Source organism: Rhodococcus sp. AZ1 (genome assembly GCF_054979605.1).
Genome location: NZ_JBUEQF010000013.1, coordinates 23908 through 49958 on the forward strand (window position 1 = coordinate 23908; position 26051 = coordinate 49958).

Consider the following 26051-nt stretch of genomic DNA (forward strand, 5'->3'; position numbering starts at 1 on the left):
TGGATGGATCGCCCGCTGGCCTCCTTCCACCTCATCGTCACCATCTCCGCTCTGCTGACCATCCTCGGACTGGTCATGGTGCTCTCGGCGTCGTCGGTCGAGGCCTATGCGGAGGACGGCTCCGCCTACTCGATGTTCACTCGGCAGGCGATGTTCACCGTCTTCGGGCTGGTGCTGTTCCTCGTGGCGCTCCGCATCCCGATCCGGCTTCTTCGCCGCGCGAGCTTCCCGTTCTTCGTGCTGTCGGTGGTGCTGCTGGTCCTGGTGCTCATCCCGGGTATCGGCACCCTCGCTCAGGGCACGCGCGGTTGGTTCGTCGTCGCCGGAGTGAGCTTTCAACCGTCGGAGATGGCGAAGGTGACCTTCGCGGTGTGGGGCGCGCACCTGCTCGCATCGCGCCGCGCCGAACGCGCCGACCTCAAGGACATGCTGATCCCGCTGGTCCCGGCGGCGCTGCTGGTCTTCCTGCTGATCGTCCTGCAGCCCGACCTCGGTACCACCGTGGCACTGGGCATCATCCTCATGGCCTTGCTGTGGTTCGCCGGTCTGCCCGTCAGGATCTTCGGCGCGGTGGTCGGTGGCCTGGGGATCGGTGCGGTGGTGCTCGCACTCACCGCCGGATATCGCTCGGCTCGCATCAAGGCGTTCTTCGATCCCAACGCAGATCCGCAGGGCACGGGTTATCAGGCGCGTCAAGCGCTCTACTCGCTGGCCGACGGCGGCATATTCGGCCGCGGTCTCGGCCAGAGCCGAGCCAAGTGGAACTATCTGCCCAACGCGCACAACGACTTCATCTTCGCCATCATCGGCGAGGAACTCGGTTTCATCGGGTGCGCCGCGGTGATCGGCCTGCTGGCACTGCTGGTGTTCGCCGGTCTGCGAATCGCCGCACGCTCGGTCGACCCCTTCGTGAAGATTCTCGTCGCCACCTTCACCGTGTGGATCTTCTCGCAGGCGATCATCAACATCGGCTACGTGGTGGGACTGCTCCCGGTGACCGGCCTGCAGCTTCCCCTGATCTCGGCGGGCGGGACGTCGACGGCCATCACCCTGGCGGTGCTCGGGCTGATGGCCAACGCTGCGCGCCACGAACCCGAGGCCGTCGCAGCCCTGCAGGCCGGACAGGACGGTGCCTTCGGACGCATTCTCAAACTGCCTGCGCCCGAGCCGTTCTCACCAGTGCGATCCTCGATGCGCGCCCGCCCGCTGCCCACGCGGGTGCAGCCGGCGCGCACCGAACGGCGCACCCGGGGCCGGCGCCGATGACCGACAGATCGGCCCCGATCTCGGTCGTCGTGGCCGGCGGAGGGACGGCGGGGCACATCGAACCGGCGCTCGCCGTCGCCGATGCCGTCCGCGCTCTCGATCCCACCGCCGTCGTCACGGCACTGGGGACCTCCCGTGGTCTCGAGACACGTCTGGTACCCGAGCGGGGATACCCCCTGGAGCTGATCCCACCGGTGCCGCTGCCCCGCTCGCTCTCGGTGGATCTGCTGAAACTTCCCACGCGAGTTGTCTCGTCGGTTGCCCGGACCGGCGAGGTGCTGCGAGCTGTGCGCGCCGACGTGGTCGTCGGCTTCGGTGGCTACGTGGCGCTTCCGGCGTACCTCGCCGCGCGACCACGTCTGCTGCGTCGCTCCCGTGCGATCCCGATCGTCGTCCACGAGGCCAACGCGCGCGCGGGCATCGCCAACAAGGTCGGAGCCGCCGTCGCCGCCCGCGTGCTCGCCGCCGTGCCCGACTCGGGCATCGGTGGTCGTGGTGGTTCGGATGCCGAGATCGTCGGGATCCCTGTGCGATCGTCGATCACGGGTCTCGATCGGGCCGCGTTGCGGGCGCATGCCCGTGAGCACTTCGGTCTGCCCGCACAGGGGCCGGTGCTCCTGGTCACCGGTGGTTCGCAGGGTGCGCGCTCGATCAACGCCGCGGTGTCCGGCGCCGCAGCCGACCTCGCTCGCGCGGGTGTGGCGGTGCTGCATGCGTACGGGCGCAAGAACGAGCTCGAGGTGGCCCAGCACGATGCTCGCGCGCCGTACGTCGCGGTGCCCTACCTGAGTCGGATGGATCTGGCCTACGCCGCATCCGACGTCACGGTGTGCAGGTCGGGTGCGATGACCGTCGCCGAAGTGTCGGCCGTCGGCTTGCCCGCGTTCTACGTACCCTTGCCCCATGGCAACGGGGAGCAGGAGTTGAACGCCCGACCCGTGGTCGCGGCCGGTGGGGGAGTGATCGTCGCCGACGCCGACCTCACACCGCAGTACGTCGGAACCACCATCGCCGCGTTGGCAACCGACCCCGAGCGTGTGGCAGCGATGAGTTCGGCGGCGGCCGGTGCCGGTCACCGCAGCGCCGCGGACGAGGTGGCACGGATCGTGCTCGAGGTGGCCCGGGCGGGACGGAGTCGATCGTGACCGATCTGCCCGACGAACTCGCGCGCGTGCACATGGTGGGTATCGGTGGAGCCGGGATGTCCGGGATCGCTCGTATCCTCCTCTCGCGCGGTGCCCGTGTATCCGGCTCGGACGCCAAGGAGAGTCGCGGCGTCCTCGCACTGCGTGCACGTGGTGCCGAGATCAGGATCGGGCACCACGCCGACGCTCTCGATCTGCTCGACGGTGGGCCGACCGTCGTGGTCACCACCGAGGCCGCGATCCCCAAGTCCAACCCCGAACTCGTCGCCGCCCGCGAGCGCGGCATCCCGGTGGTGCTGCGCCCGGCGGTCCTGGCCTCGCTGATGTCCGGCTACCGAACGGTCCTCGTCGCGGGCACCCACGGCAAGACCTCGACAACCTCGATGCTGGTTGTCACGCTGCAGCACTGCGGGTTCGACCCGTCGTTCGCGGTCGGGGGCGAACTCAACGAGGCGGGCACCAACAGTCACCACGGCAGCGGCGGGGTGTTCGTGGCCGAGGCGGACGAGAGCGACGGCTCGCTGCTTCAGTACGACCCGAACATCGTCATCGTCACCAACGTCGAAGCAGACCATCTCGATCACTTCGGCTCCGTCGCCGCCTACACCGAGGTGTTCGACCGCTTCGTCGCTCGACTCACACCCGGCGGGGTGTTGGTGGTATGCCTCGACGACCCCGGCTCGCGCGCCCTGGCGCAGCGGGTGGTCGCACGTGCGCCCGAGGGCGTGACGCTGCTCGGGTACGGCGCCGATCCAGATGTCGCGGGCGTCGAGAGGGCCGCGACATTGCTCGGGTGGCAGCCCGGCGATGTGGGCGGGGTTCTCGAGTTCCGACTCGGCGACGAGGACCGCGTGCGGACGGTACGGCTGGCGGTGCCGGGACGGCACATGGCGCTGAACTCGTTGGCAGCTCTGGTGGTCGCACGGGTGTTGGGCGCCGACACCGACGAGGCCATCGAGGGACTTGCAGGTTTCGCCGGCGTCCACCGCCGTTTCCAGCTGCGCGGACGTGAACGCGGTGTGCGAGTGTTCGATGACTACGCCCATCACCCCACCGAGGTGGCAGCGGTGCTCACCGCCGCCGCGGACATCGTGGCCACCGGCGCCGGATCCGGACGGGTGGTGGTGGTCTTCCAACCGCATCTGTACTCGCGCACCGAGACCTTCGCCGCCGAGTTCGCCGCGGCACTCGATCTGGCCGACGAGGTGGTCGTTCTCGACGTGTACGGTGCCCGCGAGGAGCCGGTGCCCGGGATCAGTGGCGCGTCGATCGCCCGGCTGGTCACCAGGCCGGTCCACTATCAGCCCGACCTCTCGCAGGTCCCCCGCCAGGTCGCGGCTCTGTGCCGTGCCGGCGACATCGTGGTGACGATGGGAGCCGGTGACGTGACCATGCAGGGTCCCTTGATACTCGATGCCCTTCGCGCATCACCCGGCGTGCCGGAGGTCGGCCGATGAGCACACGCACCCTCGGTGGCCGCGCAGCGCGCAGCACGGACACCAGAAGCGGGAGCACGAGAGGCGGGCGCACCAGGAGCGGCGGGTCGAGAGCGACCGGCGCCGGGGTGTCTCGTCCGGGCTCACGCACCCGAACTCGGCGACCGTCGCAGCGTGGGCGCGGGCGGCGAGGAGAACGCACCGCCCGATTCGGTGGCCGCCGCGCTCGACTGATCGTCGCCGGGATCCTGGTGTCGGTCTCGGTACTGACCGGCCTCGCCTACGCCGGGCCGCTGCTGTCGGTGGATTCGGTGCAGGTCGAGGGCAATGTCGCGGTGCCCACCGAGGTGATCCTGGCTGCTGCCGACATCGCCCTCGGGACCCCGCTGCCGCGGGTGGACACCGCCGCCGCCGCGCAGCGGGTGGCGGGAATTGCGCCCGTGGCCAGCGTCCGGGTGCGGCGCTCGTACCCGTCGACGGTGCGGGTGACGGTCGTCGAACGGGTGCCGGAGGTGTTCTTCGACGGCCCCGGTGGCACACATCTGATGGACGCCACCGGAGTTGATTTCGCGGTGGCGCCGCCCCCGCCGGGCGTGGTTCGTCTGGTTGTCGGGGCGCCGGGGGAGGGCAACCTCGAAACGCGGGCCGCTCTGTCCGTGCTGACCTCGCTGCCGATGCCGTTGCGGGCGCAGGTGGGATCGGTTGCGGCGCCCAGTCCGTCGGCGGTCACCTTGACCCTGCTCGACGGGCGCACGGTGATCATGGGCGCTGCTCGCGACGTCGAGCGCAAAGCGGCCGTCGCCGTGCCCCTGCTCACTCAGCCGGGCGGGGTGTTCGACGTGTCGAGTCCGGACCTTCCCACCACGCGCTGATCCACCGCGAAAACAGTTCTCGCCGCATCGGCGCGCCTAACGGAACCCGGTGGGATCGGTCTCTAGCGTTCGAGTGGTCGACAACTTGACATAACTATGAAGCTGTAGTTGAGGTCGAGAGTTCGGTCCCGATCACGACACCTCAACCATCACGGCACCTGCACCATCACGGCACCTGCACCATCACCACGGAAGGCGAGAGCCCATGACGCCCCCGCACAATTACCTCGCGGTTATCAAGGTCGTCGGTATCGGCGGCGGCGGTGTCAATGCTGTCAACCGCATGATCGAGCAGGGACTCAAGGGAGTCGAGTTCATCGCCGTCAACACCGACGCGCAGGCTCTGCTGATGTCGGATGCCGACGTCAAGCTCGACGTCGGACGCGAACTCACCCGCGGCCTCGGTGCCGGTGCCGATCCCGAGGTCGGTCGTCGCGCGGCCGAGGACCACAAGGACGAGATCGAGGAGGTCCTCAAGGGTGCGGACATGGTGTTCGTCACCGCCGGTGAGGGTGGTGGTACGGGAACCGGTGGTGCCCCGGTGGTGGCCAGCATCGCCCGCAAACTCGGTGCGCTCACCGTCGGTGTGGTCACCCGCCCGTTCTCGTTTGAAGGCAAGCGGCGCGGCGGTCAGGCGGACACGGGCATCTCCTCGCTGCGCGAATCGTGCGACACGCTCATCGTGATCCCCAACGATCGTCTGCTCCAGCTCGGCGATGCCGCGGTCAGCCTCATGGACGCGTTCCGTAGCGCGGACGAGGTACTCCTCAACGGTGTCCAGGGCATCACCGACCTCATCACCACCCCCGGCCTGATCAACGTCGACTTCGCCGACGTCAAGGGTGTGATGTCGGGAGCCGGCAGTGCGCTGATGGGCATCGGGTCCGCGCGCGGCGAGGGTCGGGCGATCAAGGCCGCCGAATCCGCGATCAACTCACCGCTGCTCGAGGCGTCGATGGAAGGCGCGCGCGGGGTGCTCCTGTCGATCGCCGGCGGGTCCGATCTGGGGCTGTTCGAGATCAACGAGGCTGCGTCGCTGGTGCAGGAGGCGGCCCACATCGATGCGAACATCATCTTCGGGACGGTCATCGACGATTCGCTCGGCGACGAGGTGCGTGTCACGGTGATCGCGGCGGGCTTCGACGGCAACGGCCCGACGCGACGCCCGATCGAGGCCCCGGCCTCGCGAACGTCCGTTGCCAGCGGCCGTGCCGGCTCGATCTCCGAGGATCCGGGACCGGCCGTGTTCCGGGACACCGAACCCGCACCGGCCTCTCGTCCCGCGCACGCGCACGGCTCATCGCTGCCGCCGCTCGGTGAGCCCTCCTCGCGGCGTGTGCCGGTGACCGAGGACGACGGTGACGACGACGTCGACGTCCCGTCGTTCATGCGGCGGTGACGGTCGGCTCGTGAGCCGCATCAGGCGTGTGGTGACCTCCCGCGCGGGCGGGGTCTCCAGTGGGCCGTACGAGTCGTTCAATCTCGGGGACCACGTCGGCGACGATCCGTCGGCGGTGGCCCACAACCGCAGGCGGTTGGCGCAGGAGATCGGTGTCGACCCGGCCCGGATGGTGTGGATGGACCAAATTCATTCGCGCACGGTCGCGGTGGTCGACGGTCCGGTCGACGGTCCCCTCGAGGCCACCGATGCCGTCGTGACCGCCGAACCCGATCTGGCTCTGGCCGTCCTGACCGCGGACTGCGTGCCGGTTCTTCTCTCCGACCCCGACAGCGGAGTGATCGCCGCGTGTCACGCGGGGCGGGTGGGCGCTCGAATCGGCATCGTCCCGCGGGTGCTCGAGGTGATGGTGGGCGCCGGGGCGACACTCGAGCGGATCGAGGGGTTCCTCGGTCCTGCTGCCAGTGGTGACTACTACGAGGTGCCGGCAGCGATGCAGCGCGACGTCGAGGCGCATCTGCCCGGCAGTGCCACCACCACGCGGTCCCGTACACCCGGCCTGGACATTCGCGCCGGTATCCGTCGGCAGTTGCTCGAGGCGGGGATCGCGGGCGTGGCGCAGGATCCGCGGGACACCATGGCCGATCGCACCCTCTACAGCCACCGTCGGGCCAACCCCACCGGCCGATTCGCCAGCGTGATCTGGACCGACTCCCGTGTCGAGTGACGCCATCGCACGCCGGCGCGACGAGCTGTCGACCGCGCTCGCGGAGGTGCGGGCACGAGTGGATGCGGCGTGCGACGCCGCCGGTCGTGGTCGGCGCGAGGTGACGTTGCTGCCGGTGACCAAGTTCTTCCCGGCGTCGGACGTGCGAATCCTGATCGAGTTGGGATGTACGGACGTCGCGGAGTCCCGCGAACAGGAGGCCTCGGCCAAGGTGGCCGAGATCGGAACCGACGCGGTGCGCTGGCACATGATCGGACGGGTTCAGCGCAACAAGGCGAGAGCGGTTGCGGCGTGGGCGAGTTCGATCCACTCGGTCGACACCCCACGGTTGGTGGCGGCACTCGACACGGCGGCCACGCGGGCCCTCGACGACGGCGTCCGATCCGCGCCCGTCGACGTGTTGGTGCAGGTGAGCCTCGATGGCGACGTCGCCCGCGGGGGAGTGGTTGCCGACGAGCTCCCGGCGCTGGCCGATCTGGTCGCCACCGCGTCGTCGCTGCGGCTGCGCGGGGTGATGGCGGTTCCACCGCTCGGCTCCGACGCGAACGAGCAGTTCGCGCTGCTCGCCGAGCTGCATCGACGATTGTTGGTCGATCACCCCGAGGCGGTCGAGAGGTCGGCCGGAATGACCGGTGACCTGGAACAGGCGGTCCGTCACGGATCCACGTGTGTGCGTGTCGGAACCGCCATCATGGGTCGACGGCCGATAGCCTCGCCGTAACAGCGACGAACAACATCAGTCACACCAGACACGTTTTTCGCCGTACGCCACACCCGTCACGGAGGTTAGACCGATGAGTACGCTGCACAAAGTCAAGGCCTACTTCGGCATGGTGCCCCTCGCGGAGTACGAGGACGACTACCTGGAAGATACCGATGCGCCGCGCGCAGGTCGGTCCCGGTACAGCGGGCGCGGGTACGACGATCACGAGTACGGCGGCCACGACTACGACGACCGCGAACATGCCGGGCGCGACTACTCCGGCGGGGAGTACGGCGACGCCGACTACGGCAAGCGCGAACCAGCATATTCGGGTGTGGCGCCGCTGCGTGGGTCGAGCCGTTCGAGCGCTCGCACCTCGGGCGGCGGTTCGCGCACCTCGACTCGGGGAGCGCTCGCAGTGGACCCCCGCACGGAGCTCCGGGACGAGCCGCGTCGCGCACCGGCGTACGACGACGCCCCTGCCTCGACCATCACCACCCTGCGCCCCCGCGACTACAGCGAGGCACGGGTGATCGGCGAGCGCTTTCGTGACGGCACACCGGTGATCATGGATCTGGTCGAGATGTCCAACGCGGACGCCAAGAGGCTGGTCGACTTCGCGGCCGGGCTCGCGTTCGCGCTACGTGGCTCATTCGACAAGGTGGCCACCAAGGTGTTCCTGCTCTCTCCCGCCGACATCGACGTCTCGGCCGAAGAGCGGCGCCGAATCGTCGAAACAGGGTTCTACGGTCAGAAGTGACGCGACGGCCGGGCGTGCCGTGGTGGCCCGGTGCTGAGGTACCTGGCAGAGTGAACTCGTGATCGTCCTGCAAGTGCTCTATTTCGCCCTGTTCATCTTCTGGCTGCTGCTCATCGGCCGGATCATCGTCGAGTTCGTGCGTACATTCGCCCGTGATTGGCAGCCGACGGGCTTCGTCGTGGTGGTTCTCGAAACGGTGTTCACCATCACCGACCCGCCGGTGAAATTGCTGCGGCGGCTCATCCCGCCGCTCAATCTGGGCGGCGTCCGACTGGACCTGTCCATCATGATTCTGCTGTTCCTGGTGTTCATCGGGATGCGCATCACCGCAGGTGCCGCGTGAGCACTCGGACAACGGACGTGTCTGGTGTGACAGAATGGACTACTATTCGCACGATGCAGGGTGTCGAAGCCCTGTGGGATGCAACTATCTCGTATAACGAATCTGCAACAGTGTTCGACCGAGCACAATTCGATCGATCACCGCTCGACCGGAACACACCACCGCGTGAAGGGAACCTTCCATGCCGCTGACTCCCGCCGATGTGCACAACGTCGCGTTCAGCAAGCCCCCGATCGGTAAGCGCGGGTACAACGAGGACGAGGTCGATGCGTTCCTCGACCTGGTCGAGCAGGAGCTCTCCCGTCTGATCGAGGACAACGCCGACCTCCGGCAGCGAGTGGGCGAGCTCGACCAGGAGTTGGCCGAGGCCAAGAACGCAGCTCGCCAAGCCCCCGCAGCCACCGTCGCCGCACCCGTGGTCGCGCCCCGCCCGGTCGTCGAGCAGGCTCGTCCCGTCGTCGAAACGCCCAAGCCCGCGCCCGTCGTCGCCGCGGCCCCGACATCGGGCGGGCTGTCCACCGACGAGTCGAATCTGCAGGCAGCGAAGATCCTCGGCCTCGCCCAGGAGATGGCCGATCGCCTCACCAGCGACGCGAAGGGCGAGTCCGAACAGCTCCTCGGGAGCGCTCGCACCAACTCCGAGCGCATGGTCGCGGACGCGCGCACGCGTGCCGATGCCATGGTCGCCGAGGCGCGGCAGAAGTCGGAGGCGCTCCTGGCCGACGCCCAGACCCGCGCGGAGACGCAGTTGCGCCAAGCCAAGGAGAAGGCCGATGCGCTCGAAGGCGACGCCGAGCGCAAGCACACCGAGATCATGGCGACCATCAACCAGCAGCGCAGCGTCCTCGAGGACCGTATCGAGCGTCTGAAGACCTTCGAACGCGAGTACCGGGTGCGTCTGAAGTCCTACCTGGAATCTCAGCTGCAGGAACTCGACCAGCGCTCGTCCGCGCTGCCCGTCGACACCGGCGCCGACAGCTTCCCCAAGGACTCCGCGTCCACGGTCAACTCCACGAGCGCGACCCCGAACTCCAACAGCTTCGGGCCGTCGTCGTTCGCGAAGGGCAGCAACTGATCGACCGTGCTGGTCCTGATCCTGGTTCTGGCCGGCATCGGCTTCGGCCTTCTCGTACTCGCCGTCACCACGGGGTCGGTGGCGTGGGCGTGGGGCTGTATCGGTGTCTGTGTGATCGGAGCGGTTCTGCTCCTGGTCCATGCGCTGGACGGTAAGCGGGAGAAGTCCGGGACCATCGACAGCTAGACTTCACACGAGCGGCGTTGATCCGGCCATCACCGGGGAGTCTTCGGAAGAACAGCGCGGGTGCCCGTGGGCCCCGTTCTCAGTAGAACCGAACGGGTGGGCCCGTCACAGCCCGCGAGAGAGGTTCGCTGCCCGACGCGGCGCGGACAAACGGGGTGGTACCGCGGCACCCACGCACCAGCGTGAGGGTCGTCCCCGTGCCGAGTTCTACAGGCACAGGAGTGCGCGGTGACCGATTCGTACCCACGGGTGAGCTACGCCGAGCAGAGCGGTGAGGGCTCCGATGGCCGGGGCCCGGTGCGATTCCCCGATCTGGAGCAGCAGGTGTTGGCCACCTGGGCGCAGGACGGCACGTTCCAGGCGTCCATCGATGCGCGGGCCGACGCCGACGAGTACGTCTTCTACGACGGTCCTCCCTTCGCCAACGGGTTGCCGCACTACGGCCATCTCCTCACCGGCTACGTCAAGGATCTGATCCCGCGCTACCAGACCATGCGCGGCAAGAGAGTCGAGCGACGCTTCGGGTGGGACTGCCACGGGTTGCCCGCCGAACTCGAGGCCGAGAAGCAGTTGGGGATCACCGACAAGTCCCAGATCGAGGCCATGGGGATGGCCGAGTTCAACGCCTACTGCCGCGAATCCGTGCTGCGCTACACCGGAGAGTGGCGCGACTACGTCACCCGCCAGGCCCGCTGGGTGGACTTCGACAACGATTACAAGACGCTCGACCTCGACTACATGGAATCGGTCATGTGGGCGTTCAAGGCGCTGTGGGAGAAGGGCCTGATCTATCAGGGTTTCCGAGTGCTGCCGTACTCCTGGTACGAACAGACGCCGCTGTCGAATCAGGAGACGCGCCTCGACGACGCCTACAAGATGCGCCAGGACCCGGCCGTGACGGTCCGAATGACACTGAGCGCGCCAGGGTCCGCACTCGACGGTGCCGATGCTCTGATCTGGACCACCACGCCGTGGACCCTGCCGTCGAACCTGGCGATGGCGGTGCGCGAGGACATCGACTACGTGCAGGTCGAGGACGCCGACGGCGGCCGGGTGGTGCTGGCGCGCGATCGGCTGGCGCACTACGCCCGTGAACTCGGTGAGCAGCCCACGGTCGTCTCCGAGCACACCGGCGCGGATCTGGTCGGGCTGAGCTACCGCCCGCCCTTCGACTTCTTCCTCGGACACGCCAATTCCCACCGGGTGCTTGCAGCCGATTACGTCACCACCGACTCCGGCACCGGGATCGTGCACCTGGCGCCGGCGTTCGGTGAGGAGGACATGGACGTGGCCACCGCCAACGGCATCGAGGTGGTCCAGCCCCTCGACCCGGGGGGCCGGTTCACAGCGATGGTGCCGCCGTACGAGGGGTTGATGATCTTCGACGCCAACCCGGTGATCATCGCCGACCTCAAGCGGTCGGGGAGGTTGTTCCGGCAGGAGACCATCGAGCACTCCTACCCGCACAGTTGGCGCAGTGGGCAACCGCTGATCTACATGGCGGTGCCGTCGTGGTTCGTCGCGGTGACCAGCTTCCGCGATCGCATGGTGGAGTTGAACCAGCAGATCACGTGGGTGCCCGAACATATTCGCGACGGTCAGTTCGGCAAGTGGCTCGAGGGCGCTCGCGACTGGAACATCAGTCGTAATCGCTACTGGGGCAGCCCCATCCCGGTGTGGGTCTCCGACGATCCCGCCTACCCGCGGGTGGATGTCTACGGCTCGCTCGACGAGTTGGAGGCGGATTTCGGGGTACGACCGACCGACCTGCATCGGCCGTTCATCGACGAGCTCACTCGGCCCAACCCGGACGATCCGACGGGCCGCTCGGTGATGCGGCGGGTGCCCGAGGTGCTCGACTGCTGGTTCGAGTCCGGGGCCATGCCGTTCGCCCAGGTGCACTACCCGTTCGAGAACAAGGACTGGTTCGACGGCACGCCCACGGTGTCCGGGCACAATCCGGGCGACTTCATCGTCGAGTACAACGGGCAGACCCGCGGGTGGTTCTACACCCTGCACGTGTTGGCGACGTCGCTGTTCGACCGCCCCGCGTTCGCCACCGTCGCCGCGCACGGCATCGTCCTCGGCGACGACGGCCAGAAGATGAGCAAGTCCAAGCGCAACTACCCGGACGTCAACGAGGTGTTCGACCGCGACGGGTCCGACGCCATGCGGTGGTTCCTGATGTCCTCGCCCATCCTGCGTGGGGGCAACCTGGTGGTCACCGAGCAGGGGATCCGCGAGGGTGTTCGCCATGCGCTGCTGCCGATCTGGAACGCCTGGAGCTTCCTGCAGCTCTACGCCTCGACGCCCGGAACGTGGCGCACCGACTCCACCCACGTGCTCGACCGGTACGTGTTGGCCAAGCTGGCCGAGACCACGTCGGCGGTCACCGAGTCGCTCGAGGTCGTCGACATCTCCGGGGCGTGCGAGCAGGTGCGACTGTTCTGCGACGCGCTCACCAACTGGTACGTGCGGCGCTCGCGTCAGCGGTTCTGGGACGAGGACGCCGATGCCATCGACACCCTGCACACCGTGCTGGAGGTGCTCACCAGGCTCACCGCCCCGTTGCTGCCGCTGATCAGCGAGGTGGTGTGGCGCGGATTGACCGGGGAGCGGTCGGTGCACCTGGCGTCGTGGCCCACCGCTGCCGATCTGCCGGCCGATCCCGCCCTGGTGTCGTCGATGGACGAGGTGCGCGCGGTGTGCGGATCGGCGTTGAGCCTGCGCAAGGCGGCGAACCTGCGGGTGCGCCTGCCGTTGCCGTCGATGACCGTCGCCGCCGAGGGCGCCGAGAGGTTGCGGCCGTTCGTCGACCTTCTCGAGGACGAGGTGAATGTCAAGGAGGTGGTGCTCACCTCCGACGTCGACGCGCACGGCGTCTTCGAGCTGGTGGTCAACGCACGGGCGGCCGGTCCGCGCCTGGGCAAGCAGGTCCAGGCGGTGATCAAGGCCGTCAAGGCCGGTGAGTGGAGCGAGAACGACGGCGTGGTCACCGCCGCCGGTGTGCAGTTGCTGGATTCGGAGTTCACTCGCCGACTGGTTGCCGCCGAGCCCGAGTCGACGGCCGCGCTGCCCGGCAATGCGGGCCTGGTGGTACTCGACCGCACCCTCACCGAGGACCTCGAGGCCGAGGGGTGGGCGAAGGATCGGATCCGGGAGCTGCAGGATGCCCGTCGCGCCGCCGGATTCGACGTCTCCGACCGCATCGAGGTGCGGATCGATGTGCCCGCTGCGCGCCGGCCCTGGTTCGACGCCCACCGTGAGCTGATCGCGGGTGAGATCCTGGCCGTCGCCCTCGAAGTCGGCGAGGTGGGCGCGGATGCGGTGGAATTGGGCGACGATGTGCGTGCCCGGCTCGTTCGCGTGTCGGGAGCGCTGACCGGGGGGACGGTGGCCGGGAACACGGCTGCCGGGACGACAACAGGGGAGATCTCGTGATGAGTGCCGACGTGCGGGAGATCGTCGAGCAGGTTCTGGCCACGGCGGTGGACGGGGTGGCGCCCATCGTCCACGCGGGCGATCCGGTGCTGCGCCGACCCGCGGTGTCGTACGACTTCAGCTACCCCATCGAGGTGTTCGACCGCATCATCGAGGTGATGCGCCAGACGATGTACGAGGCACCCGGGGTGGGTCTGGCGGCGCCCCAGATCGGGATCCCGCTGCGGTTGGCGGTGATCGAGGACGTGTATCCGGTCGATTCGGAGATCGTCGAGGCTCGTGACCGCACTCCGCAGCCGTTCCAGATCCTCATCGATCCGCGGTACACGCCCATCGGGGGAGCCCGCTCGTTCTACGAGGGCTGCCTGAGCGTGCCCGGCTACCAGGCCGTCGTCACCCGTCATGCGTCCATTCGGCTCGATGCGCTCGACTTCTCGGGTCGCACCGTGAGCCAGCGTTACGACGGCTGGCCCGCCCGCATCGTCCAGCACGAGACCGATCACCTCGACGGCACGCTCTACGTCGACAAGGCCGAGATGCGCTCGCTCGCCACCAACGAGTCGTATCAGCGGCTGTGGAGTCAGCCCACCGCCGAGCACGCGGCGCGTGAACTCGGGTTCGGGTCGGACGACGAGATCTGACTGCGTGAGCGGCACTGGCGCTGGATCGGTGCTGGGGTCACCGCAGTGCCGCAGCCGCCGGTGGGTGGTGCACCTGGACATGGACGCGTTCTTCGCCTCCGCCGAGCAACTGACCCGTCCGACACTGCGCGATCGCCCCGTCCTCGTGGGCGGTGTGGGTGGCCGGGGCGTCGTCGCCGGTGCCAGCTACCAGGCCCGACGCTTCGGAGCCCGATCCGCCATGCCGATGCACCAGGCCGTGCGGTTGGTCGGCGCCGCTGCCGTGGTGTTGCCGCCGCGGTTCGTGCTGTATTCGGCGTTGAGCGCCACGGTGTTCGAGACCGTGCGAGAGATGATCCCGGTGATCGAGCAACTGTCCCTCGACGAGGCGTTCGGCGAGCCGAGCGAACTGGTCGGCGCCACGGCCGCACAGGTCGAGCAGTACTGCACGCGGCTCCGCGCCGCGGTGCTCTCGGCCAGCGGGTTGGTCGCGTCGGTCGGGGCCGGGTCGGGCAAGCAGATCGCCAAGATCGCCTCCGGACTGGCCAAGCCCGACGGCATCGCGGTGGTGGCACCGGACCGTCAACCGTCGCTCCTCGCCTCGCTTTCGGTACGCACACTGTGGGGTATCGGACCCGTCGCGCAGGAGAGATTGCGGCGGCTGGGCGTGGAGACCGTGGGCGCCCTCGCGGCGATGCCCGAATCCGAGGTTGCCTCGGTGCTGGGCTCGGCCGTGGGCCCGACGCTGCATCGCCTCGCCCGCGGCCACGACGATCGGCCGGTCCACGAGCGCGCCGAGGCCAAGCAGATCAGCGCCGAGACCACCCTCGAAGCAGACCTCGTCGCCAGGTCCGAGCTGGTCGTGGTCATCGGTGCGGTGGCGCAGTCGGCTCACCGGCGGCTGCTCGCCGACGGGCGCGGCGCACGCACCGTCGTGCTCAAACTGCGACGAACCGACATGAGCATCACCACGCGCTCGATGACGCTGCCGTACGCGACCGCCGACGTCGAGACCATCTCCGCAACCGCCGAGCGCATGGCACCGGACCCTGCGGAGTTCGGGGCGGTGCGCCTGGTCGGCGTCGGGCTCGGCGGGCTGACCTCGGTGCGGCAGGAGTCCCTCTTCCCCGAACTCGACCGCTCCCGCGTATCCGACACCCCCGACCCCGACACCCCCGACCCCGACACCCCCGACCTCGACCCGGCTGCGCCGTCGGGCGGCCCGGTGCGCTGGCGCGCAGGTATGGACGTCTCGCACACCGAGTTCGGTCACGGTTGGGTTCAGGGGGCGGGTCACGACGTGGTCACGGTCCGTTTCGAAACCCGCAGCACGGGTTCGGGAGTGGCCCGCACGTTCGCCCACGATGATCCGTCGTTGTCGGAGGCGGACCCCCTCGGCTCGCTCGATTAGGCCGCGGAGCTGGGGTGTCGGTGGATTTAGGCTTTCCACAGAAGCGGTCGGTAAGGTTCCCCGATGACGCGTTCCCGACCCGGGGAACCTGAACCAGGGAAAAGGACGAACTGTTGAAGCTTCGTAACTCCGGACGTCTGCTCGTCGGCGGTGTCGCCATCGCCGCCGCGCTCACTCTCACCGCCTGCGGCTCGGACAGCAGCACCCCCGCGACCGCCACCAAGGCCGCCGCAACCACCACGGCTGCAGCTCCTGCGGGCAACCTGCCTCCCGTTCCGACTGCCGCCGATCTGAACGCCGAGCTCGCGCGTGGGTTCGATCCCTCGGTCCCGCTCGCCGAGAAGGTCGCCCTCGTCCAGGGCGCCGAGGCCGACCCCGAGCTGATCAACAAGGTTGCCGACGCTGCCCGCGCCGCCGGTGCGACCATCGTGGTCACCGATGTCACCGACCTCGGCGACGGCACCCTCAGCGCGAGCGGAACGTTGAACGTCAACGGTCAGAGCAACCCGCTGCAGGTGGGCTTCGTGGCCGAGGACGGCAAGTGGAAGCTCTCCAAGGAGAACGCCTGCCAGATCGTCAACCTGGCGCAGATCTCCACCCCCGCCTGCACCCCGTAGTTCCCGCGCAGGCAGCGCCCACTCGCGGCGTGAGCGGCTAGGACCTCCTAGCGGCTCACGCCGCGTATGCGTTGTACGGCGGCACCGACCACCGCGGTGACGGTCGCGGGGTTCGGCGGTTGCTGATAGGTGAAGACCACCTGCACCACGCTCGCGCCCACCACCGCGATCACCGCGTCGGAGGTCAGCGCGACCCCGCTGCTGGTGGCACGAACCCGGTACCCCACCGATCCGTTGCCGGCCGGCTGATGGTTCAGTCCGCCCACCTCGTAGGTCACGGCCACGCCGTCGGCGTCGGTACCGGTGAACGTCCGACACGCCGCAGCGGTGTCCTGGACGGCAGCGAACGCGCGCTCCGCTCCGCCCGCGGGATAGGAGGCGATGTCCTCGTCGATCGACGAGAAGTCCAGCCCGGTGAACGTGATCGACGCGTTCGCCACCGCACCGGCCGCCTGCGACACGAGCGGCGCCAGTACCCCGGCACAGCGGGGTGGGGTGGTGCTGGATCTGTCCGGCTGCGCGGTCGGCGACGACCCTGCTGATCCCTGGCCTGTTGCACCAGGACCGGGCGCGTCGTCGGCAGCGGGCGGCAGATCGAGTGCGCTGTAGCCGGCGGGTAGATCCCGGGCATCGAGCAGCGCCGTCGCCAGAACACGCGAATCGCCGACCGGCACCGCGTCGGGCGGTGGTGCTGCGGTGACCGGAGTCGGCAGGGCGCTCAGGTCCGTGGCGGAACTCCCTCTCGGTGCGTCGCCTGCGCACCCGGTGAGGCTCACGATCAGTGCACCGGCGAGAACCACCCCGGGAAGCGCAGCCGGGATCGTCGTGGCTCGTCCTCGCGCGCCGGCCGAGATCAGCGCTGCCATGTCAGCGACGTGGTGGTGGTCTGGCGGAGCTCGGTGTCGCTGTTGGCATCCTTGTAGAGCTGGTCGCCGCCGACGGTGAGCGAACCGCCCGTGGGCAGCGGTGCCGCCAGATCGACGGTGAAGCTGCCGTTGCCCGTCATCGCGTAGGAAACGATGTTGAGCGTTCCCTGCCGGTCGGGCAGAACCCACACCGGGTTGTCGGGTGTCTGCGTCACCGAGACGTCGACCACAGCGATCGACCCGTCGAGCGATCGCAGGGTTGCCGTGGTGACCTGACGCAGGGTGATGGCGCTCGAGATCTCCTGTGTGATGGTCCACCGAGCGCCGACCCCGATTGCGTCGGCGGGGAACGTGACCGCGCGATAGACGGCCTGGTTGAGAGCCTGCTCCACGGCCGACCGCGCGACGTCTGCCGCCTCCGCCGCGGGGGCGATGGCGAACCCGGTGATCGCGCCGGTCGGGGCGACGGTCAGGGTTGCCGACGAGTTCTCGGTGGGTCCGAGCTGACTCTGCAGGCTCCCGTCGGGAGTGGTGAGCTTGCCGAGCGTCATCGAGACGGTGTGCGCGCCGTTGCCGGCGGACGAGCTCGTGGCGGTCAGCGGCATCGTCAGCGGCGGGCTCGAGAAGTCCTGTGCCGGTGCGGCTGCGATGGTCTGGACGATCTTCGATTCCGTGACCAGCGTGATCTGCTGTGGCGAGTCGGGGCGAGGTGCCACCACCACGACGCGGCGCGGCTGCGCGCCGGGATCGAGCAGAGCCGTGGAGACGGGCGTGACCTCGATGGGAACCGCAGCGGCGGTCGACGACGCACCGCCGGTGTTCGACCCAGCGGTGTTCGTCCCGCCCGTCCCACATCCGCCGATGGCGATCAGCGACAGCAGGACCAGACCCAGTGCTGCGGCGCGGGGTGCCCCACCGGTTCTCCTGCCGCCGGGGCGCGTCGTCGAAACGGTGTCGATCACGCTGTTCAGGTTAGCGTCGTGCCCGGGTGGGGATGCCCGGGCGCGGCGTGAGGGATGATGGACCGGTGAGCGAAGTCCGCAAACCCCTGCGTCTGAGGATGCTGTTGCTGATCGCAGCCGGTGTCTTCCTGTTCGATCTGGTGACGAAGGTGATCGTGGTCGCCACCATCGACCCCGGCCGACCGGTGCAGATCATCGGAGACACCGTCACGCTGCGCCTGGTGCGCAATCCCGGCGCGGCGTTCTCGATGGCCACCGGCATGACGTGGCTGCTGACCCTGATCGCGGTGGGCGTGGTGATCGGCGTCATCCGCGTGGGTCGCACGCTGCGGTCGCCGTGGTGGGCGCTGGGGCTGGGATTGATCCTCGGGGGCGCACTGGGCAACCTGGTCGATCGGTTCTTCCGCGCCCCGGGCCCACTGCAGGGTCACGTGGTCGACTTCGTGTCGGTGGGGTGGTGGCCGGTGTTCAACGTCGCCGATTCCTCGATCGTGGTCGGCGCGGTCCTTCTGGTCGCCCTCTCCATCTTCGGGATCGAGACCGACGGCACCCGCGCTCGCGACCGCGCCGCGGCCGACACCGGGTCCACCGAGTGAGGCAGACCCGGTCGATGCCCGTCCCCGACGGGCTCGCGGGGATGCGTGTGGACGCGGGTCTGTCGCGGCTGCTCGGCCTCTCGCGCACCGTGGTGGCAACGCTGGCCGACGAGGGTGCCGTGTATGTCGACGGCAGGGTGGTCGGTAAGTCCGATCGGCTCGGGAGCGGCGCGTGGCTCGAGGTGGAACTGCCGGAGCCTGCTCGCCCACCGACCATCGAGGCGCAGCCCGTCGAGGGGATGGATGTCCTGTACTCCGACGACGACATCGTGGTGGTGGACAAGCCCGTGGGTGTTGCGGCACATGCGAGCGTCGGGTGGACGGGCCCGACGGTTCTCGGTGGCCTGGCAGCGGCAGGCTTCCGGATCTCCACCTCGGGTGTGCACGAGCGACAGGGCATCGTTCACCGCCTCGATGTGGGGACATCCGGCGTGATGGTCGTCGCGAGGTCCGAACGCGCCTACACAGCCCTCAAGCGCGCGTTCAAGCAACGCACGGTCGACAAGCGCTATTCGGCTCTGGTGCAGGGACATCCGGACCCGTCCAGCGGCACGATCGACGCCCCCATCGGTCGGAGTCGATCCAATGATTGGAAGTTCGCGGTCAGGGCCGACGGCAAGCCGTCGATCACCCACTACGACACGGTGGAGGCGTTCCAGGCCGCGAGCCTGCTCGATGTGCACCTCGAGACCGGTCGAACCCATCAGATCCGCGTTCACCTCTCGGCGCTCCACCACCCGTGTTGCGGCGACCCGCTCTACGGTTCGGATCCCACGCTGGCCGCTCGGCTCGGCCTCGATCGGCAGTGGCTCCATGCCCGGTTCCTGGGTTTCGTCCACCCGGCCGACGGTCGCCGCGTCGAGTTCGAGAGCCCGTTCCCTGCCGATCTTGCCCATGCCCTCGAGGTTCTGAGGGCGCAGTGACGATGCCGGTGTCCGAGGAGCCGACCCGCGGTGGGTTCGGCCTCGCCGTCGGCGTGGGCGTGATCGCCGCGTCGATCCTCGCGCTGGTAGCGGTAGGCGCGGCCAACCCTGTTCCGGTTCAACGATTTTCGACGGACACGCTCGGACCGCTGGCGGGCACCGATGTGTCGCAGTACTTCGCGGAGTCCGCCACGACCCTGGACGACTCCGCGCCCGGGCCCCGATGGGCGCTGGTGTCCCTGCGGGTACACATCACTGCGGCGGACACTGTCGCCCTGACCCGTGGGGTTCGGGTATCGCGGGTGTACGCCCACGTCCCGATCGATCGGGTGCAGACACCGATAATCCCCGTCTCGGTGCCCGACAACGCGATCGCACTCGCGGACTCGGTGCGTGCTGCGGCGTCCATGCAGCCCGAATTACCCTCGCCTGCTACCGATCCCGATGTCGAACGAGCACGCAGGGTTCTGTCGGTGTCGAGCTCACGCCTTGCCGCCGACTGCGCGTGCGTGGCCGCCCTGTTGGTTCGTGCACCCGTGGCCGACCTCGAGAGAGTTGCCACGTCCCCGTCGGTTCGGGCCGTGGAGGCGCTACCCGCCGACGCACAGTACGGGCGGTTCGCCGTGATCCCGCTCCTGCCGGGGCAGGCCGGCAAGGTGGGAGCCATCCCCGACGACGGACCCGTACCCGCCAACTGATCGGCACGGGGCCCGAGGTGCGATGCACCTCGGGCCCCGTGCCGAGTTTCTTCGCCGTTACCCCGTTCCGAACGCGCCCTTGATCCAGGCGAAGTCGGAGGCATCGAGCGCGAAGTAGTTGTGGTCGGCGCCCACCGCGACCCGTTGCGACACCGTTCCGCCGGCAGCCTGCGCCGCGCGGATCGCGTATGCGTTCCAGGACGGCAGGATGAGGTCGTCACGGTCGGCCTGAATGACCCGTAGCGGAACCGACAGACGGCGCTGGGGCAGTGCCAGGTTGCTCAACGCCGCCTGGTACTGGGTGGTCACAGCCGAATTCACCGGGGTGACCTGCGCAGCGGTGATGGCGGCCCCCACGGCGGGACGATCAGGTCCGCACCCGATCAACGAGTTGATCTGATCCCGGGTGACGCCCGGGACGAGCTGCTGGAGCGTCAGCGTTCCGCCCGACGCCTGAACCGCCGCGTATGCCAGTGGCACCGCGAGGGCGCGCTGGTTGGCCGAGAGGCGACCCGTCGCAGCCAGAGCGGGGAAGGCGGTGACGTTGGCCGCGGGGTTGATGGCCACCGCTCCGACCATGGTGAGATCCTGACCGTAGAACGAGTTGTTCTCGGCTGCGGCCCAGGCAGCATGGCCGCCCTGAGAGTTCCCGAGGACCAACCACTTCTTCGACACTGCCGGTGAGAGTTTGCCGATCGCTCGCACGGCATCGATCACGTTGTAGGACACCGATCGTGGGTCCAGGTATCGATGGGTTCCGGTGGGGCCCAGTCCTTCGTAGTCGGGGATCGCCACGGCGTACCCCTGCGCGATCAACGGGGTGACGATCGGCAGAGCCAGCGACGCGGCCGCGGGCAGGTTGGGAACGCCGCAGTTGTTGGTAAGCCCGATGGTGGGGTGAGCGACCACCACCACCGGCCAGCCTCCCGGCGGCGGGGTGCCCTTGGGGATCACGAACGAACCGGTGACGGTCACCGCGGAGCCGCGGGTCGCGTCGGTCGAGCTGTAGGTGGCGAACTTCGCCAGCGCCACGGTGTTCTTGTCGATCCAGGTCAGATCCTGGGCGGGCCCGATGATGGCGCCACGCGCCACCGGTGACGTGCCCACCGGGGTGGGCAGCGGGGTGGCGGGCACGGAAGTGTCGGTGGCGGCAGACGCGGTACCGGTCCCGAGGACGAGTGCGGCGGCGATCGCAACCGAGACCGCCGAAATGAGACCGCGCCGTTTATTCGTTCTGACTGACATGAGTTTCCCCCGGAGTCATGGCATGTTTCCGATCCGCCGAATATCGCGATGTCCCGCGGCGCGACCATGGGGTTCCGGCCGGGCAGATGGTGCCGTTAGCCAGTGTACGCAAAGTGCTGCGTCCCAATGATTTCCATGTGCAATTGGTCGATGCGCCAAAATAAACGGACAAAACGGGCGCGACGCTCGTATCGACGAAAGGTCGGACACGGCCCATCGGGCTGGTAGGAATGGGTTACGCGAGGAGGGCGCGTCGAATCCATGGAAGGCGCCTGCATGCAGCGAGATGTCCACGTCGGGCGGTCCGTTCGACGCTGCGAGGTGCTCGCCCCCGTCCTCGTGGCGGTCCTCGCGCTCGTGGTGGTGCTCACAGCGTGCGGGGGCCCGTCACCGGATCGGACGGCCGCCGGCCGCAGTACCGAGTCGACTGCAACGACCCAGTCGGTTCCCGGAACCACTCCGCCGCCACCCGCACCCCCGCCACCGCCCGCACCCCCGCCACCGCCCGCACCCCCGCCACCGCCCGCACCCCCGCCACCGCCCGCTCCCGCGCCGGGACCGGCAACAGATGCTCGCGTTCTCCTCGACACTCTTGCGGTGAAGGGGCGGGCCCCGAAAACCGGGTACGACCGGGCGCAGTTCGGCCAGACCTGGTCCGACGACGTCACCGTCGAGGGCGGCCGCAACGGATGCGACACACGAAACGACATTCTGCGGCGCGATCTGAGGGATACCGTGATCAAGGCGGGTACCAGGGGCTGCGTGGTGCTCTCCGGAGTCCTGGACGACCCGTACACCGGAGCCCGAATCCCCTTCACCCGTGGGCAAGCGACGTCGAACGACGTGCAGATCGATCATGTGGTCTCCCTCTCGGATGCGTGGCAGAAGGGCGCTGCACAACTCGACGCCGACACCCGCCGCAACTTCGCGAACGACCCGCTCAACCTTCAGGCCACCGTCGGCGCGACGAACCAGGCGAAGGGCGACGGGGATGCGGCAACATGGTTGCCGCCCAACAGGTCCTACCGCTGCACCTTCGTCAGCCGGCAGGTGCAGGTGAAGGCGCGGTACGGACTGTGGGTCACCGCAGCGGAGAAGGACGCCATTGCGCGGGTTCTCGATTCCTGCAGCTCCTGAGCGGTGAGTTCGGCCCGTCGCATCGTGCGCCGGGCGCGAGCACGCTCTACCGTGTCCCCGGTGAGATCGGATCTCGAACGGCCGCGACGGTGACGCGAGTTGCTCCCGCCGTGGGTGGGACCTTCGTGATCCTGACCGGCCTGTACTTCGCGCAGGGTTTGCCGTTCGGGTTCTTCACCCAGGCGCTGCCCGTGGTGCTGCGTCGCTCGGGTTTCTCGCTGGTGTCCATCAGTGCAACGGGCCTGCTGTTCCTGCCGTGGGCCGTGAAATTCCTGTGGGCGCCCTACCTCGATCGGTACGGCACGCGCCGGCGCTGGCTCCTGACACTGCAAACGGCCACCGCCGCGGTGGCACTGCTCCTGGCGACACTCGACTATTCCCGCACGTTCGTTCTGCTCTTCGTCGGAATTGCGATCGTCAATGCACTCGCCGCGAGCCAGGACGTGATCACCGACGGGGTCGCCGTGCGCTTGCTCGACACCCGCCACCGCGGGATCGGCAACGGCATCCAGGTCGGTGCCTACCGCGTCGGGATGATCGTCGGCGGTGGAGGGCTGCTGTGGATGTACGCGTGGTCGGGGTGGCGAGCGCTGTTCGTCGTGATGGCGGTGCTGCTGCTCCTGTCGTCGATTCCGCTGTGGCTGTATCGAACCCATCTCGACGCGGCCGACGTCGATCGCCGGCACACCGAGCAGCCCGGCCGACTGGCCACGATGTGGTGGCGGCGTCTTCGTCGGCCGGGGATGATCGCGTTCGTTCTGCTGGTGGCCGGTTACAAGTTCGGCAATTCGATGGGTTCGGCACTGGTGGGCCCGTTCCTGTCCGATACCGGTCTCTCGCTCGGTCTGATCGCGTTCATCGAGGGAGCCCTGTCCTCGATCGGCGCGCTGGTGGGGGCGGCGGTGGGAGCGCTGTTCGCCTTCCGGTTCGGGCGTCGACGGGCACTGCTCGTGGCCGGTATCGGCCAGTCCGCCGCGCTGGCGTTCTACGTCGCGGCTGCGCTCGGCATCGGTGGGCTGACGATGATCGTGGCCGCCAACGTCACCGAGCATGTTCTCGGTGGCGCGGCCACGGTCGTGGTGTTCTCGTTGATGATGGACGCCGCCGAGCGCGCCCACGCCGGTGCCGACTACACGCTGCTCGCCTGCGCGGTGGTGTTCTCGCAGGGTATTGCGGGTGTGGCCGCGGCCGTGGTGGCGCAGAGCTTCGGTTATCCGGTGATGTTCGCCGTGAGCATGGTGCTCTCGATCGTGGGCTGCGCCGTGTTGCTGCGTGCACTCGCTCTCGGCGTGGGACCTGCCTCCGTACACCTCGTGCGCGCCCGGTAGACCACGGGCAGAACCGCCGACGTCGATTCGGGTGGAACCGATCGGGCGCCGGGCGCGTCCAACCCAAGTGACAGCATCGTCACGTCAGGGGGGATCGACATGAGGGCGGCACACCATCGAGGTCGACCACCGGGAGCCAGGTCATGAGCATCCGCGTGGATTCGGCTGTCCTGGAATCGGAGTCGCACACTCTCGCGACCCTGGCGGGCGATATCGAATCCCTGGCCCCCAGCATTCCCAGCGGGTACGACGGCGGCGACGCCACCGCACTGATCGCGACCGTTCTCGCGACCTACACCCGCGCCGGGAGTGATCTGGCCTGTGGGTTGGCCGCTCTCGCCGATGCGGTGGCCGCGAGCAGTACGCGCTACCGCGAGCAGGATCTCGACTCGGCCGACGCCCTCAATGCCGCGCAATGGGAGGTGACGAGATGAGCATCGACACACGAGTTCCGGGCGATCCTGAGTCGATTCGGGCCGTGGCGGCCTGGATTCGCGACCGGTACGTGGGAGTCGTTGCTGCCACTGCTGATTCGGTTCGCCGCGCCGGCGTCGATGTCGACTCGGGATGGGACGGTCCCGCCTCGGACAAGGCTCTCGACCGACTGCATGCCACCGCACGGGCCGCCACGACCCTCTCCGACGGCGCGCGCAGCGCAGCCGAGGCGCTGGAGGGGTTCGCCGCCGCACTGGCGTCGCAGCAGCAGCGGATGGAGCAGGTTCGCGCCGATGCGATCGCCGCGGGGCTGTCGGTGATCGACGGCGTCGTCCTCGATCCGATCGACGACCATCTCGACGACGCGAAGCGGCACGCCCTGACCGCACTCGAGGGTGTTCGTGACGCCGTCGACGCCGAACGACGCCGTGCACTCGAGACTCTGGTCGCCGCCTGGAACAACCTGGTCGACAACTGGGCCTTCCACCTGGCCGACATTCTCGGGGCGGTGCTCGAGGACGCCGCCGTGCGGCATGCCGCCGCGATGAGCACCGCGGCGCAGTCGCTGGCCACCCGCGCCGACGACCTGCTCGAGGCGGCTCGCACTGCGCCGACCGGGACGGCGGAGGCCTACCGCACGGTCGACCTGGCGCGATCACTGACCCGCACGGCCGACGAGGTCGCCACGGCCGCAGAGGATCTCGCATCGCGCGCCACCAGGGCCGCCTCCCGCTTCGGTGCTGCCACCGCGGCGCTCGGGATCGGCGTCGATATCGCCCGCGGTACACCTCCCGTGCAGGCAGTCACCTCCGGCCTGTCGGGGTTCGGTGCGTCCGTCGCCGTGGGTGCCGCACTCGGCAGCGCGCTGCCCGGGCCCGGCACGCTCGTCGGCGCGGTCTGCGGAACCGTCGTCGGGATCGGCGTCTCCGGTGGTGTCGACGCGATGTTCACCGAGGGACTGGGCGGGGCGCTCGACGGGGCCGGGTCCGCGCTGGTCGAGACCGGTTCCGCCGTCGCGGATCTGGCGGAGGGGGCGTGGGATGCGTTCTTCTGAGATCCGCCCGCAGCTGACCTTCGGGGTGCGTGACTCGAGCGCCGCATACGCGCTGAAGGTCGTGTTCGTGGCGGCGCTGGAACTCTGCGCCCTCATCGCCGTGGCGGTCAGTATCTCGCTCGGCAGCGTGCTCGGCCTGCTCGGCTCGCTGTCGGTCGCCGTGTTGTTCGGGATGGTCCTGATCGCGGCCGTCGCGGTGAACCCGTCCACCGCTGTCGGCGACGAGGTGCGCTCCGCGCTCACGTGGTCACCGAAGGACGGGTCCACCCTGCACTATCAGCCGCGCCATCGCGTCGTCCTGATCGTGCTGCACGGTTCCGCAGTCCTGAGTGCGATGTGCGTGGCCGGTACCGGGAAGGTGCACTTCGCGGGTATTGCGCTGGTGGCGGCGGCGCTGTCGCTGTGGCATCTGGCGGATGTGGCGCGCGGTCGGGTCACCGCGGGCCACGTGCGGTTGACGCGGTCCGGTATCGAGCACAAGGGCTGGACGTTCCGCACCGTCATCGCGTGGGAGGACGTTCGCCAGGTGATGATCTCGCACCCCGAGGTTCCGCTTCTGTCGGTGACCCCGCGCCGCTCCGATCGCATCGTTCACCAGACGTTCGTGCGCAGGTCCGGCTTCGACCACGCACCGACGTGCGCCATCAGGATCGACTGCCGCATGGTCGATGTTCATCCGGGTGCCCTACTGGCCTGGATCGACTTCTACGTGCGCTACCCGGCTGCGCGGGTCGAGATCGGAACCGAGGTGGCCACCGACCGTCTGGCAGGGTTCCGGCCGTGGTCGGTGCCTGCGTGAGCGAGGC

Annotated in this window: 24 protein-coding genes and 2 pseudogenes; 23 read left to right on the plus strand and 3 right to left on the minus strand. The window is 68.8% G+C overall.

What is annotated here, in order from left to right; translation table 11 throughout:
* Positions 1–3 precede the first annotated feature (3 nt).
* The 15 genes and pseudogenes from ftsW to ACY48E_RS14745 all read left to right on the plus strand — a co-directional run bounded on the left by ftsW (position 4) and on the right by ACY48E_RS14745 (position 16001).
* Positions 4–1266, plus strand: a complete 1263-nt coding sequence (ftsW, locus tag ACY48E_RS14675; protein ID WP_462873018.1) for a putative lipid II flippase FtsW — start codon at positions 4–6, stop codon at positions 1264–1266.
* Positions 1263–2411, plus strand: coding sequence for an undecaprenyldiphospho-muramoylpentapeptide beta-N-acetylglucosaminyltransferase (murG, locus tag ACY48E_RS14680; protein ID WP_462872964.1), 1149 nt, complete (start codon positions 1263–1265; stop codon positions 2409–2411). Before ftsW ends, murG begins: the two co-directional genes overlap by 4 nt.
* Positions 2408–3868, plus strand: a complete 1461-nt coding sequence (gene murC, locus ACY48E_RS14685) for a UDP-N-acetylmuramate--L-alanine ligase (protein ID WP_462872965.1) — start codon at positions 2408–2410, stop codon at positions 3866–3868. The genes murG and murC overlap by 4 nt, the downstream gene beginning before the upstream one ends.
* The gene (locus tag ACY48E_RS14690; RefSeq protein ID WP_462872966.1) at positions 3865–4719 is read left to right on the plus strand and encodes a cell division protein FtsQ/DivIB; all 855 of its coding nucleotides are present in this window, start codon (positions 3865–3867) and stop codon (positions 4717–4719) included. The genes murC and ACY48E_RS14690 overlap by 4 nt, the downstream gene beginning before the upstream one ends.
* Before the next feature lie 205 nt (positions 4720–4924).
* Positions 4925–6118, plus strand: coding sequence for a cell division protein FtsZ (gene ftsZ, locus ACY48E_RS14695; RefSeq protein ID WP_462872967.1), 1194 nt, complete (start codon positions 4925–4927; stop codon positions 6116–6118).
* 10 nt (positions 6119–6128) lie between these two features.
* Positions 6129–6845: a peptidoglycan editing factor PgeF gene (pgeF, locus tag ACY48E_RS14700; RefSeq protein WP_462872968.1), complete on the plus strand. Its 717-nt coding sequence runs from the start codon at positions 6129–6131 to the stop codon at positions 6843–6845.
* Positions 6835–7566, plus strand: a complete 732-nt coding sequence (locus tag ACY48E_RS14705; protein ID WP_462872969.1) for a YggS family pyridoxal phosphate-dependent enzyme — start codon at positions 6835–6837, stop codon at positions 7564–7566. The genes pgeF and ACY48E_RS14705 overlap by 11 nt, the downstream gene beginning before the upstream one ends.
* Positions 7567–7639: 73 nt before the next feature.
* Positions 7640–8308 (plus strand): cell division protein SepF, encoded by a 669-nt coding sequence (locus tag ACY48E_RS14710; protein ID WP_462872970.1) that lies wholly within the window; start codon positions 7640–7642, stop codon positions 8306–8308.
* A 58-nt stretch (positions 8309–8366) separates the two neighbouring features.
* A complete protein-coding gene (locus tag ACY48E_RS14715) occupies positions 8367–8651 on the plus strand; it encodes a YggT family protein (protein ID WP_462872971.1) in 285 nt (94 codons plus the stop codon).
* 181 nt (positions 8652–8832) lie between these two features.
* Complete coding sequence (gene wag31, locus ACY48E_RS14720; protein ID WP_462872972.1) at positions 8833–9726, plus strand: DivIVA-like cell division protein Wag31; 894 nt, start codon at positions 8833–8835, stop codon at positions 9724–9726.
* A 6-nt stretch (positions 9727–9732) separates the two neighbouring features.
* The gene (locus tag ACY48E_RS14725; protein WP_462872973.1) at positions 9733–9912 is read left to right on the plus strand and encodes a hypothetical protein; all 180 of its coding nucleotides are present in this window, start codon (positions 9733–9735) and stop codon (positions 9910–9912) included.
* Positions 9913–10140: 228 nt separating this feature from the next.
* A pseudogene (ileS, locus tag ACY48E_RS14730) lies at positions 10141–13281 on the plus strand (isoleucine--tRNA ligase); the annotation flags it as partial.
* 71 nt (positions 13282–13352) lie between these two features.
* On the plus strand, positions 13353–13994 hold the full coding sequence (locus ACY48E_RS14735; protein ID WP_462872974.1) for a peptide deformylase: 642 nt from the start codon (positions 13353–13355) through the stop codon (positions 13992–13994).
* A 79-nt stretch (positions 13995–14073) separates the two neighbouring features.
* A complete protein-coding gene (locus ACY48E_RS14740; protein ID WP_462873019.1) occupies positions 14074–15384 on the plus strand; it encodes a DNA polymerase IV in 1311 nt (436 codons plus the stop codon).
* Positions 15385–15497: 113 nt separating this feature from the next.
* On the plus strand, positions 15498–16001 hold the full coding sequence (locus tag ACY48E_RS14745) for a WKL family lipoprotein (protein WP_462872975.1): 504 nt from the start codon (positions 15498–15500) through the stop codon (positions 15999–16001).
* 47 nt (positions 16002–16048) lie between these two features.
* Here the strand turns inward: ACY48E_RS14745 and ACY48E_RS14750 are convergent, their stop codons facing one another.
* Both ACY48E_RS14750 and ACY48E_RS14755 read right to left on the minus strand, forming a co-directional pair.
* Positions 16049–16867 (minus strand): sensor domain-containing protein, encoded by an 819-nt coding sequence (locus tag ACY48E_RS14750; RefSeq protein ID WP_462872976.1) that lies wholly within the window; start codon positions 16865–16867, stop codon positions 16049–16051.
* Positions 16855–17829, minus strand: coding sequence for a hypothetical protein (locus ACY48E_RS14755; RefSeq protein ID WP_462872977.1), 975 nt, complete (start codon positions 17827–17829; stop codon positions 16855–16857). Before ACY48E_RS14755 ends, ACY48E_RS14750 begins: the two co-directional genes overlap by 13 nt.
* Before the next feature lie 98 nt (positions 17830–17927).
* Between ACY48E_RS14755 and lspA the strand changes: the two genes are divergently transcribed.
* The 3 genes from lspA to ACY48E_RS14770 are packed head-to-tail and all read left to right on the plus strand — an operon-like array spanning position 17928 to position 20046.
* Positions 17928–18425 (plus strand): signal peptidase II, encoded by a 498-nt coding sequence (gene lspA, locus ACY48E_RS14760; RefSeq protein ID WP_462873020.1) that lies wholly within the window; start codon positions 17928–17930, stop codon positions 18423–18425.
* Positions 18422–19348, plus strand: a complete 927-nt coding sequence (locus tag ACY48E_RS14765; protein WP_462872978.1) for an RluA family pseudouridine synthase — start codon at positions 18422–18424, stop codon at positions 19346–19348. Before lspA ends, ACY48E_RS14765 begins: the two co-directional genes overlap by 4 nt.
* On the plus strand, positions 19345–20046 hold the full coding sequence (locus ACY48E_RS14770; RefSeq protein WP_462872979.1) for a hypothetical protein: 702 nt from the start codon (positions 19345–19347) through the stop codon (positions 20044–20046). The genes ACY48E_RS14765 and ACY48E_RS14770 overlap by 4 nt, the downstream gene beginning before the upstream one ends.
* 57 nt (positions 20047–20103) lie before the next feature.
* Here the strand turns inward: ACY48E_RS14770 and ACY48E_RS14775 are convergent, their stop codons facing one another.
* Positions 20104–21291 (minus strand): alpha/beta fold hydrolase, encoded by a 1188-nt coding sequence (locus ACY48E_RS14775; RefSeq protein ID WP_462872980.1) that lies wholly within the window; start codon positions 21289–21291, stop codon positions 20104–20106.
* A 276-nt stretch (positions 21292–21567) separates the two neighbouring features.
* Between ACY48E_RS14775 and ACY48E_RS14780 the strand changes: the two are divergent.
* From ACY48E_RS14780 to ACY48E_RS14800, 5 genes and pseudogenes are all read left to right on the plus strand, one after another.
* A pseudogene (locus tag ACY48E_RS14780) lies at positions 21568–22425 on the plus strand (HNH endonuclease family protein); the annotation flags it as partial.
* Positions 22426–22517: 92 nt separating this feature from the next.
* A complete protein-coding gene (locus tag ACY48E_RS14785) occupies positions 22518–23756 on the plus strand; it encodes an MFS transporter (protein WP_462872981.1) in 1239 nt (412 codons plus the stop codon).
* 143 nt (positions 23757–23899) lie between these two features.
* Entirely contained in the window at positions 23900–24190 is a 291-nt protein-coding gene (locus tag ACY48E_RS14790) for a hypothetical protein (protein ID WP_462872982.1), read from the plus strand.
* On the plus strand, positions 24187–25245 hold the full coding sequence (locus tag ACY48E_RS14795; RefSeq protein WP_462872983.1) for a hypothetical protein: 1059 nt from the start codon (positions 24187–24189) through the stop codon (positions 25243–25245). The genes ACY48E_RS14790 and ACY48E_RS14795 overlap by 4 nt, the downstream gene beginning before the upstream one ends.
* Positions 25232–26044 (plus strand): hypothetical protein, encoded by an 813-nt coding sequence (locus tag ACY48E_RS14800; RefSeq protein WP_462872984.1) that lies wholly within the window; start codon positions 25232–25234, stop codon positions 26042–26044. Before ACY48E_RS14795 ends, ACY48E_RS14800 begins: the two co-directional genes overlap by 14 nt.
* Positions 26045–26051 lie beyond the last annotated feature (7 nt).

Excerpts from the sequence above, each read along its gene's own strand:
- ACY48E_RS14775 (WP_462872980.1), bottom strand. The coding sequence starts at position 21,291 with ATGTCAGTCAGAACGAATAAACGGCGCGGTCTCATTTCGGCGGTCTCG.
- ftsZ (WP_462872967.1), top strand. The coding sequence starts at position 4,925 with ATGACGCCCCCGCACAATTACCTCGCGGTTATCAAGGTCGTCGGTATC.
- ACY48E_RS14740 (WP_462873019.1), top strand. The coding sequence starts at position 14,074 with ATGGACGCGTTCTTCGCCTCCGCCGAGCAACTGACCCGTCCGACACTG.
- lspA (WP_462873020.1), top strand. The coding sequence starts at position 17,928 with ATGCTGTTGCTGATCGCAGCCGGTGTCTTCCTGTTCGATCTGGTGACG.
- ACY48E_RS14690 (WP_462872966.1), top strand. The coding sequence starts at position 3,865 with ATGAGCACACGCACCCTCGGTGGCCGCGCAGCGCGCAGCACGGACACC.
- ACY48E_RS14710 (WP_462872970.1), top strand. The coding sequence starts at position 7,640 with ATGAGTACGCTGCACAAAGTCAAGGCCTACTTCGGCATGGTGCCCCTC.
- ftsW (WP_462873018.1), top strand. The coding sequence starts at position 4 with ATGGATCGCCCGCTGGCCTCCTTCCACCTCATCGTCACCATCTCCGCT.
- murG (WP_462872964.1), top strand. The coding sequence starts at position 1,263 with ATGACCGACAGATCGGCCCCGATCTCGGTCGTCGTGGCCGGCGGAGGG.
- ACY48E_RS14795 (WP_462872983.1), top strand. The coding sequence starts at position 24,187 with ATGAGCATCGACACACGAGTTCCGGGCGATCCTGAGTCGATTCGGGCC.
- wag31 (WP_462872972.1), top strand. The coding sequence starts at position 8,833 with ATGCCGCTGACTCCCGCCGATGTGCACAACGTCGCGTTCAGCAAGCCC.
- ACY48E_RS14750 (WP_462872976.1), bottom strand. The coding sequence starts at position 16,867 with ATGGCAGCGCTGATCTCGGCCGGCGCGCGAGGACGAGCCACGACGATC.
- ACY48E_RS14800 (WP_462872984.1), top strand. The coding sequence starts at position 25,232 with ATGCGTTCTTCTGAGATCCGCCCGCAGCTGACCTTCGGGGTGCGTGAC.
- ACY48E_RS14735 (WP_462872974.1), top strand. The coding sequence starts at position 13,353 with ATGAGTGCCGACGTGCGGGAGATCGTCGAGCAGGTTCTGGCCACGGCG.
- ACY48E_RS14790 (WP_462872982.1), top strand. The coding sequence starts at position 23,900 with ATGAGCATCCGCGTGGATTCGGCTGTCCTGGAATCGGAGTCGCACACT.